At 75.8% G+C, this 9,250-nt stretch carries 9 protein-coding genes and 1 pseudogene; 7 read left to right on the top strand and 3 right to left on the bottom strand.

What is annotated here, in order from left to right:
* A partial coding sequence (locus tag ACYC1Z_RS12490) for a TrmH family RNA methyltransferase (RefSeq protein WP_461409854.1) occupies nucleotides 1-252 on the top strand: 252 nt, incomplete at its 5' end.
* A gap of 25 nt (nucleotides 253-277) precedes the next feature.
* Nucleotides 278-1,027 carry a nucleoside/nucleotide kinase family protein gene (locus ACYC1Z_RS12485; protein ID WP_461409853.1) on the top strand — a complete coding sequence of 250 codons (750 nt, stop codon included), beginning with the start codon at nucleotides 278-280 and terminating at the stop codon, nucleotides 1,025-1,027.
* 35 nt (nucleotides 1,028-1,062) lie between these two features.
* On the opposite strand, the pseudogene ACYC1Z_RS12480 reads toward ACYC1Z_RS12485, so the two are convergent.
* Nucleotides 1,063-1,971, bottom strand: a pseudogene (locus ACYC1Z_RS12480) (PfkB family carbohydrate kinase); the annotation flags it as partial.
* A gap of 4 nt (nucleotides 1,972-1,975) precedes the next feature.
* Nucleotides 1,976-2,422, bottom strand: coding sequence for a CBS domain-containing protein (locus ACYC1Z_RS12475; RefSeq protein WP_461409852.1), 447 nt, complete (start codon nucleotides 2,420-2,422; stop codon nucleotides 1,976-1,978).
* A gap of 73 nt (nucleotides 2,423-2,495) precedes the next feature.
* Between ACYC1Z_RS12475 and ACYC1Z_RS12470 the strand changes: the two genes are divergently transcribed.
* The 5 genes from ACYC1Z_RS12470 (at nucleotide 2,496) to ACYC1Z_RS12450 (ending at nucleotide 8,395) form a co-directional block, all read left to right on the top strand.
* Nucleotides 2,496-3,158 carry a 2'-5' RNA ligase family protein gene (locus ACYC1Z_RS12470; protein WP_461409851.1) on the top strand — a complete coding sequence of 221 codons (663 nt, stop codon included), beginning with the start codon at nucleotides 2,496-2,498 and terminating at the stop codon, nucleotides 3,156-3,158.
* A 116-nt stretch (nucleotides 3,159-3,274) separates the two neighbouring features.
* Nucleotides 3,275-4,336 (top strand): phenylalanine--tRNA ligase subunit alpha, encoded by a 1,062-nt coding sequence (gene pheS, locus ACYC1Z_RS12465; RefSeq protein ID WP_461409850.1) that lies wholly within the window; start codon nucleotides 3,275-3,277, stop codon nucleotides 4,334-4,336.
* Between the two features lies 1 nt (nucleotide 4,337).
* A complete protein-coding gene (gene pheT / locus ACYC1Z_RS12460) occupies nucleotides 4,338-6,956 on the top strand; it encodes a phenylalanine--tRNA ligase subunit beta (RefSeq protein ID WP_461409849.1) in 2,619 nt (872 codons plus the stop codon).
* The gene (locus ACYC1Z_RS12455) at nucleotides 6,953-7,786 is read left to right on the top strand and encodes an SDR family NAD(P)-dependent oxidoreductase (RefSeq protein ID WP_461409848.1); all 834 of its coding nucleotides are present in this window, start codon (nucleotides 6,953-6,955) and stop codon (nucleotides 7,784-7,786) included. The genes pheT and ACYC1Z_RS12455 overlap by 4 nt, the downstream gene beginning before the upstream one ends.
* A 57-nt stretch (nucleotides 7,787-7,843) precedes the next feature.
* Entirely contained in the window at nucleotides 7,844-8,395 is a 552-nt protein-coding gene (locus ACYC1Z_RS12450; protein WP_461409847.1) for a flavodoxin domain-containing protein, read from the top strand.
* 4 nt (nucleotides 8,396-8,399) lie between these two features.
* Here ACYC1Z_RS12450 and ACYC1Z_RS12445 read toward each other — a convergent pair.
* On the bottom strand, nucleotides 8,400-9,250 hold an 851-nt coding region (locus tag ACYC1Z_RS12445), incomplete at its 5' end, for a quinone oxidoreductase family protein (RefSeq protein ID WP_461409846.1).

Raw genomic sequence — 9,250 nt, 5'->3', positions numbered from 1 at the left:
GAGGCCGGCGCGGCGCCCGCCCACGACCTCGACGCCGCGGAGCTCCCGGCTGCGCCCGCCCCGGAGCTGGCCGCACCGACGGTCTGGGTCTTCGGCAACGAGGCCCACGGCCTGACGGACGCCCAGCGTGCGCTCTGCGACGCCGTCGTCCGGGTCCCGCTGCACGGACTCGCCGAGTCCCTCAACGTCGCGTCCGCCGCCGCCCTGTGCCTGTACGCCTCCGCGCGGGCGCAGCGCGGCGGCGACGGCTGAGCCCGCGCCGAGCATGGAGCCGAGCATGGGCACGACGGCCGAGCCCGGGCCGGGCGTGGGTGCGCCCGCCGAGCCCGGGCGCGGGCCCACGGTCCTGGACGCGACGCCCACCGACGTGTCCGCACTCGTGGCGCGCATCGACGCCGTGCGCCGGCGCGGCGGTCCCGACCGGGCCCGCCGCGCGCTCATCGGCATCGCGGGCGCCCCCGGTGCCGGCAAGTCCAGCCTGGTCGAGGTGCTCGCCCGGGCGCTGACGGAGCGGGGCACCGCGACCGCCGTCGTCGGGATGGACGGCTTCCACCTGGCGCAGGCCGAGCTCGAACGCCTCGGGCGGGCCGACCGCAAGGGCGCGGCCGACACGTTCGACGCCCACGGCTACGTGGCGCTCGTCCGGCGCGTGCGCGTCCAGCGTCCCGACTCCGCGGTGGTCTACGCGCCCACGTTCGACCGCACCCTCGAGGAGCCGATCGCCGGCGCGGTGCCCGTCGCCCCGGCGCACGCCGTCGTCCTCACCGAGGGCAACTATCTCCTGCTCGACGCCGCCCCCTGGGACCGGCTGCCCCGCCTGCTGGACGAGACGTGGTTCCTGCAGGCGCCGGAGCCCGACCGGCGCGCCCGCCTGCTGGCGCGCCACGTCTCCTACGGGCGTTCACCCGAGGTCGCGGACGCCTTCGCCAACGGCTCGGACCAGCGCAACGCCGAGCTCGTCGCCGGGTCCAGCACCCGCGCCGACGTGCTCGTGCGCTGGCACACCGCGGGCCCAGGCGCGCCCTGACCGCCCGAGGCGGCCCAGCCGAGCGCACCGGGGGAGCGCACGGACCGGGTGGCCAGGCGCGCTCCTTCCTGGATGGCGTCGGGCCAGGCCGCGCGGGCCGCGAGGTGGAACGCGGCGGCGCCGTGCAGTACGTCCCCCGCGCCCAGGGTGTCCACCACGTCCGACGGCGCCACCGCCGGCACGTCGATCCGGTACCGGTGACCGGCGGTCAGGACCTCGAGGGGGCCCGCGCCGTGGGACCGGGCGACGAGCGCCGGGCCGTGCGCGGCGATGGCGGCCAGGGTGTCCGGCGGCCCGTCCTCGGACAGCCGGTCGTCGTCGTGGCCGGTCGCGCCCTTGCGGCCCGGCACACCGAAGTCCGCGGAGACGAGGGCGACGTCGACATGGCGGAGCAGGCCGTCCAGTCCCGGCTTCCACGAGCCGCCGTCGAGCAGGACCACCACACCGCGCTCGCGCGCCTCCTGGGCGAGCGGGACCTGCACGGCGAGCAGGTGCCCGTCCACGAGGAGCGCGCCGGCGCCGTCGAGCACGCCCGGCGGGCACCCGCCCACCGCCCGGCCCACCGCGTTGGCGGAGACGACGGCGCGTTCCCCGGTGCCGGCCGTGACGAGCACGGTGGACAGCGCCGGGCCGGCGTCGTCGGCGGCGACGTCCACCACGCGCACCCCGGCCGCGGTCAGCACCGTCCGGGCCAGCTCGGCCAGCGGGCCGGTACCGAGCGCGGTGACCAGCGTGGTCGGCGCCCCCAGGGCGGCGGCGGTGCGCGCGGCGTTCGCCGCCGGGCCGCCGACGTCGACGCGCACCGAGCGGGCGACCACCTTCTCGTCCGGGCGCGGCACGGCGTCGACCGTCTGCGTGACGTCGAGCGTGGTCAGCCCGCAGCACACCACCGTCGTCGCCGGGAGAGCTCCTTGCCGCCCCAACCGGTCCGTCGCCTGGGACATGGTGTCAGCGGGTAACCGGGCGGCCCTGCTGCACGTAGTCCACGAGCTGGTCGCGCTCCTCCTGGAGCTCGTCCAGCCGCTGCTTCACGATGTCCCCGATGGAGACGATCCCGGCCAGCCGCCCGTCGACGAGGACCGGCAGGTGACGCACCCGCATCTCCGTCATCTTCCGGGCCAGGGTCTCGGTGTCGTCGCCGGGGACGCACGTGGCGACGTCGGTGGACATGTAGTCGCGGACGTGGACCGACCCGAACGCCTCGGTGCCGACGCGCAGCTTCATGACGAGATCGCGCTCGCTGATGATGCCGTCCACCCGGCCGTCGGCATCGGAGACCACGACCGCGCCGATGCGGCGGTCGGCGAGCAGGTCGAGCAGGTCCGCGATGGACGCGTCGCTGCGGATGGTGACGACGTCGTCACCCTTGCGCCTGAGCACCTCGGAGATTCGCATACCTGACGGTACCGCCCGGCGTATGGCACGTCACCTGATTGACCCGCACCGGGGCACGGGGGATCATCCGGTGATGCGGCTCTTCGCCAGCCTCGAGCTCCCCGGCGCCGTGCAGGACCACCTCGACCTCGCCGTCGCCGCGCTGCGCGGGACTCCGGCCGCCGGGCCGCCCGCGCTACGGTGGGTGCCCGTCGAGCAGCGGCACATCACGCTCGCGTTCTTCGGCGAGGTCCCGGACGGCGCCGTCCCCGAGCTCGGTGCCCGGCTGGGCGCCGTCGCCGAGGGCTGTGCGCCGCTCCGGCTCCGGCTGCGCGGCGCGGGCGTCTTCGGCCACCGGACGCTCTGGGTCGGTGTGCAGGAGGACGGCGGGCGGGCGGGTGGCGGGTCGTGGGAGGGTGACGGGCCGTGGGCGGGCGAGCCGGTCGGTGCGAGCCCCGACCGGCTCGTCGGGCTCATGGCCGCCTGCGACGACGCCGGCGCGCCGCTGCGGCGCGGTGGGTTCGAACGCGCGCCGCGTGACCGGAGGCGCGCCCACGTGACGATCGCCCGCCTCGGCGCACGGCGGGGCACCCCCGAGGACCTGCCGGGCCGCGCGCACGCGCTGAGCGTGTACGAGGGCCCCGCATGGGACGCGGCGGACGTGACGCTCGTGCTCTCACGGCCGGGGGAGGGACGCGGTGGTGGGCCGCTGTACGAGCCGGTCGAACGCTTCCCGCTCGCCGCGGCGCCCCGCTGACCGGTCGTCCCGTCACGTGACCGACCGGCCGCCGGGGCCGGGGAGCCGCCTAGACTGGCACGCTGGCGGCTCGCGCGCCCCGCGCGTGCCCGCCGCTCGATCGTCGGAAGGTAGGCATGACGTCCTCAGCACCCCAGCCCCCGCACCCGCTGGACGAGCCCGCGGTGCACGCCGCGGTCGAGCTCGGCCTCGCCGCCGTCGTCGCCGCCGCCACGCTCGACGAGCTCAAGGAGGCCCGCCTCGCCCACACCGGCGACCGCAGCCCCCTCGCGCTCGCCAACCGGGCGATCGGCGCACTCGAGCCGCAGGACAAGGCCGCTGCCGGCAAGCTGGTCGGCCAGGCCCGGGGGCGCCTGGATCGGGCGATCGCCGCGCGACAGGCCGTGCTGGAGGCCGAGCGCGACGAGCAGGTCCTGCGCACCGAGACGGTCGACGTCACCCTGCCCGCCGCCCGTACCCCGCAGGGCGCCCGGCACCCGCTGGAGACCCTCATGGAGGACGTCTCGGACTTCTTCGTCGCCATGGGCTGGGAGATCGCGGAGGGCCCCGAGGTCGAGCACGAGTGGTTCAACTTCGACGCCCTGAACTTCGGCCCCGACCACCCCGCGCGGCAGATGCAGGACACGTTCTACGTCCAGGACCACCCCGAGCTGGTGCTGCGCACGCACACCTCGCCCGTGCAGTCGCGCACCATGCTCGCGCGCGAGGTGCCCATCTACATCGCCGTGCCGGGCAAGGTGTTCCGCACCGACGCCCTGGACGCCACCCACACCCCCGTGTTCCACCAGGTCGAGGGCCTGGCGGTGGACGAGGGCCTGACGATGGCACACCTGAAGGGCACGCTCGACCACTTCGCCCGTGCCATGTTCGGGCCGGAGGCACGCACCCGCCTGCGCCCCAGCTTCTTCCCCTTCACCGAGCCGAGCGCCGAGATGGACCTGTGGTTCCCCCAGAAGAAGGGCGGGGCCGGCTGGATCGAGTGGGGCGGCTGCGGCATGGTCAACCCCGCCGTCCTGGTCGCCGCCGGGATCGACCCGGAGGTCTACTCCGGCTTCGCCTTCGGCATGGGCATCGAGCGCACGCTCATGCTGCGCCACGGCATCGCGGACATGCACGACATGGTCGAGGGTGACGTCCGCTTCTCCCAGCAGTTCGGCACCACCGGAAGGGGCAACTGACATGCCTTACGTCCCCACCAGCTGGCTCGCCGAGCACGTCGCCGTCCCGGCCGGCACCTCCGCCGCCCAGGTCGCCGCCGACCTCGTCCGGGTCGGCCTGGAGGAGGAGCGCATCGTGCCCGCCGCCGTCACGGGCCCGCTCGTCGTGGGCCGCGTGCTCTCCGTGGTCAAGGAGGAGCAGAAGAACGGCAAGACGATCAACTACTGCCGCGTCGACGTCGGCCCGGAGCACAACCACGTCCCGGGCACCGGCAAGGAGCCGGCCGATGTGGCGTCCCGCGGCATCATCTGCGGCGCGCACAACTTCGCCGTCGGCGACCACGTCGTCGTCGCCCTGCCCGGCGCCGTGCTCCCCGGCCCGTTCCCCATCGCCGCCCGCAAGACCTACGGCCACCTCAGCGACGGCATGATCTGCTCGATGCGTGAGCTCGGCATCGGGGAGGACCACGACGGCATCATCGTCCTCGACCGGCTCCTCGACGCCGTGCCGCCCGTCGGGACCGACGCCGTCGCCCTGCTCGGCCTGGGCGAGGAGGTCCTCGAGATCAACGTGACCCCGGACCGTGGCTACTGCTTCGCCGTGCGGGGCGTCGCCCGGGAGTACTCCCACTCCACCGGCGCCACGTTCACCGACCCGGGCCTGCCGGAGAACCGGCCGGCCCCGCCGGCGCCCGCCACGGCGGACGGCTTCGCCGTCACGGTCGACGACGGCGCCCCGGTGACCGGCCGGCCCGGCTGCGACCGGTTCGTCACCCGCGTGGTGCGCGGGATCGACCCCGCCGCCCCGTCACCCGCCTGGCTCAAGGAACGCCTGACGCAGGCCGGCATGCGGCCCATCTCGCTCGCCGTCGACGTGACCAACTACGTCATGCTCGACCTCGGCCAGCCGCTGCACGCCTACGACCTCGCCACGCTGCGCGCCCCGATCGTGGTGCGCCGCGCGGGCGCGGGGGAGCGACTCACCACGCTCGACGGCGTGGAGCGCCGGCTCGACGGCGAGGACCTGCTCATCACGGACTCGCCCGACGGGCCCGGCTCCCGCGTGCTCGGCCTCGCCGGCGTCATGGGGGGGGCGGCGACCGAGGTCGGCGCCGCCACCACCGACGTGCTCATCGAGGCCGCCCACTTCGACCCCGTATCGATCGCGCGCACCGCCCGGCGGCACAAGCTGCCCAGCGAGGCCGCCAAACGGTTCGAGCGCGGCGTGGACACCGCGCTCCAGGCCGTCGCCGCCCAACGCGCCGTCGACCTGCTCCTCGCCCACGGCGGCGGCACCGCCGACCCGGCCGTGAGCGACCTGGACACCACGGTGCCGCCCGCCCCGGTCGTCTTCGACCCGGCCCTGGCCGGCCGGCTGGTCGGCGTCGACTACCCGCGCGAGCGGGTCCTGGGCCTGCTGCGCGAGATCGGATGTGCGATCGCGAGCGCCACCGACGCCGAGACCCCCCTCCCCGGCGGGACCGCTGCCGGCGGGGAGGGCGCGCGCCCCGTCGTCGTCACCCCGCCCACGTGGCGCCCGGACCTGACCGGCCCGGCCGACCTGGTCGAGGAGGTGGCCCGCCTCGCCGGCTACGACGAGATCCCCTCGGTGCTGCCCGCCGCGCCGGCCGGCCCCGGCCTCACCCCGGACCAGCGGCGCCGCCGGGACGTGGCCCGCACCCTCGCCGAGCACGGCCTCACCCAGATCCTCACCTACCCCTTCATCGGTGAGGTCCACGACCGGCTCGGCCTGGCGCCGGACGACGAGCGCCGCCACGTGCTGCGCCTCGTCAACCCCATCGCCGAAGATGCGCCGGCCATGCGGACCTCGCTGCTGGACACCCTCCTCGACGCCGCCCGTCGTAACGTCGGTCGGGGCGCCGCCGAGATCGCGCTCTTCGAGATCGGCCTCGTCACCCGGCCGGGGGGCATGGCCCCCGCCCCCGCTCCCGGCGTCACCCGCCGGCCCACCGACGACGAGCTCGCCGGCCTCCTGGGGGCCGTGCCCGCCCAGCCGCGCCACGTCGCCGGTGTCCTGGGCGGACCGGTCGTACCCGACGGCGTGTGGGGCCCGGGCCGGCGCCGCGACTGGGCCGACGCCGTCGAGGCCGCCCAGTCCCTCGCCCGTACCGTCGGGGTGGACCTCGTGGTCCGGGCCGGCACGCTCGAGCCCTGGCACCCCGGACGCTGCGCCGAGCTCCTCGTCGGCGGCCGCGTCGTCGGCCACGCCGGCGAGCTGCACCCGAGCGTCTGCGGGGCGTTCGAGCTGCCCGCCCGCACCGCCGCGTTCGAGCTGGACCTGGACGCCGTCCTGGCGGCGAGCCCCGCCGAGCCCGTTCAGGTGAGCCCGGTCTCCACGTTCCCGCTCGCCAAGGAGGACGTCGCCCTGGTGGTCGCCGCGGACGTGCCCGCCGCGGCCGTCCTCGCCGCCGTCCGGGAGGGCGCCGGCGAGCTCGCCGAGGAGATCCGCCTCTTCGACGCCTTCACCGGCGAGCAGCTCGGGGCGGGGAAGAAGTCCCTCGCGTTCGCGTTGCGACTGCGCGCCGGCGACCGAACGCTCACCGCCGAGGAGACCGCCGCCGTGCGCACTCGCATCGTCGACGTCGCCGGCCGTCGCGTCGGCGCGGTGCTGCGGGCATGAGCGACGACGTCCGGCGCGACCTGCGCCCCGCGCCGGGTGCGGTCCCGCCCGCCCGCACCGCGCTGGTGACGGGGGCCTCACGGGGCATCGGCCGGGAGCTCGCGCTCGGGCTGGCCGGTGCCGGGCTCGACGTCGCCGTCCTCGCCCGGGACGGCGACCGGCTGGCGGAGGTCGCGGCACAGGTCGAGGCGCTCGGCCGGCGCGCCGTCGCGGCCGTGGCGGACGTGACCGTGCCCGAGGAGGTCGCGGGTGCCGTGCGCCGCGTCGAGGACGAGCTAGGCACCGTCGACCTGCTCGTGAACAACGCCGGCCGCATCGACACCGAGGTGCCGCTGTGGGAGGCGGACCCCGCGGAGTGGTGGTCCGTCATGGAGACGAACGTGCGTGGGCCCTTCCTGCTGGCCCGCGCCGTCGTGCCGGGCATGCTCGCCCGTGGCGGCGGTCGCGTGATCGACCTCAACTCGGGGGCGGGCACGCGTGACAACGCCGACGCGACCGCCTACAACGCCTCCAAGACCGCGCTCTTCCGCATCGGCGGCGCCCTGCACGCGGCGGGCCACGACCGCGGCCTGCGCACCTTCGAGGTCGCGCCCGGTGTCGTGGTGACCGACATGACCACCGCCATGCGCGCGCACGCCGGCCGGACCGAGTGGACCGACGTCGCGGCCGTCGTCGAGCTCGTCCTGGTCATCGCCCGGGGCGGCCTGGACGAGCTCTCCGGCCGGTATCTGCGTGCCGGCACCGACACGCCCACGTCGGCCCGCTTCCTGGCCGCGCGGGGCCTCACGGAGACGGCGCGACGCCTGCGCCTCGCCGACTGGGACGCCTGAGCACAAAGGGACATTCGTCCCATCCGCGCCGCGCGGGCTCGCGTCACAGTGGAGAGCATGAGGATCCTCGTCGTCATCGCGTCCAAGCATCAGGCCACCGCCGGCATCGGCGACGCCATCGTCGACGAGCTCCGGGTGTGCGGGCACGAGGCCAAGCGTGTCGCCCCCGGGGACGTCCGGACGTTCGCCGGGATCGACGCGGTCGTGCTGGGCTCGGCGGTCTACATGACGCGGTGGATGGAGTCCATGCGGGACTTCGTCGCCCGGCGCGGCGACGAGCTGCGCGCGTTGCCGCTGTGGGTCTTCTCCTGCGGGCTCGCCGGGGTCGCGTCCACCGGGGCCGTGGAGGATCCGGCGCAGGCGTCGGGCATGGTGCGCCAGCTCGACCCGTTGGGCTACATCACGTTCAAGGGCCGGCTCGACCCGGCGGCGCTCGGTCTGCGGGAGCGTTCGGTCACCCGGCTGGGCACCGCGCCCGAGGGGGACTACCGAGAGTGGGGCAAGATCCGGGCCTGGGCACGCGACATCGCCGCCCAGCTCGACCAGCACCGGGGCGGCGGGGGCTCGAAAAGTCTCCGCAGCGAGCGGACACTCTCCCACGCCGGCTGAGACCTCAGGGAATCAGCAGGACCTTACCGGTGGTGCCCCGTGACTCCAGTGCCGCATGCGCGTCCCCGGCCGCGGTCAACGGGAAGCGGGTACCGATGCGCACGCGCAACGCCCCCGCCACGACCGCGTCGAACAGCTCCCCGGCGCGCCACCGGGTCTCGTCGGGGGTGGCCGTGTAGTCGCCCACCTTCGGACGGGTGAGGAAGAGCGATCCGGCGGCGTTGAGGCGCTGGATGTCGAACGGCGGCACCTGCCCGCTCGCCCCGCCGAACAGCACGAGCATGCCCCGGCGTCGCACCGATGCCAGGGACGCGTCGAACGTGACCTTGCCGACCCCGTCGTAGGCGACGTCGACCCCGACGCCGCCCGTCAGGTCCCGCACGAGGGTGGGCAGCTCGGTCGTCACGTCCGCCAGCTCGGTGTAGCGGATGACGTCCGCGGCGCCGGCCGCGCGCGCGAGGGTCTCCTTCTCGGCGCTGCCGACCAGCCCGATGACGCGGGCGCCGCGCGCCGCGGCGAGCTGGGTGAGCAGGAGCCCGACGCCGCCGGCCGCGGCGGTGAGCAGCACGTCGTGGCCGGCCTGGACCGGGAAGGTCGAGGCCACCAGGTAGTGGGCGGTGATGCCCTGCAGCAGCAGGGCCGCCGCGGTCTCGAGGTCGACACCCTCGGGCACGGGCAGGGCGGCGTCGGCGGGCATGACCACCCGATCGGCGTAGGACCCCGGGGCCGCCAACCAGGCGATCCGGTCGCCGACCGTGACGTCCGCGACACCCGCACCGACGGCGGTGACGGTCCCGGCCCCCTCGCTGCCCGGGACGTGGGGGAACGGTATGGGGTAGACGCCACCGCGCTGAT

It is taken from the genome of Georgenia sp., assembly GCF_054605595.1.
Note: the sequence above shows the minus strand (reverse complement) of the source record. Positions and strands in the feature narration are given on the sequence as shown.

Coding starts and splice junctions, on each gene's coding strand:
- ACYC1Z_RS12450 (WP_461409847.1), top strand. CDS start 7,844: ATGAGGATCCTCGTCGTCATCGCGTCCAAGCATCAGGCCACCGCCGGC.
- pheT (WP_461409849.1), top strand. CDS start 4,338: ATGCCTTACGTCCCCACCAGCTGGCTCGCCGAGCACGTCGCCGTCCCG.
- pheS (WP_461409850.1), top strand. CDS start 3,275: ATGACGTCCTCAGCACCCCAGCCCCCGCACCCGCTGGACGAGCCCGCG.
- ACYC1Z_RS12455 (WP_461409848.1), top strand. CDS start 6,953: ATGAGCGACGACGTCCGGCGCGACCTGCGCCCCGCGCCGGGTGCGGTC.
- ACYC1Z_RS12475 (WP_461409852.1), bottom strand. CDS start 2,422: ATGCGAATCTCCGAGGTGCTCAGGCGCAAGGGTGACGACGTCGTCACC.
- ACYC1Z_RS12470 (WP_461409851.1), top strand. CDS start 2,496: ATGCGGCTCTTCGCCAGCCTCGAGCTCCCCGGCGCCGTGCAGGACCAC.
- ACYC1Z_RS12485 (WP_461409853.1), top strand. CDS start 278: ATGGGCACGACGGCCGAGCCCGGGCCGGGCGTGGGTGCGCCCGCCGAG.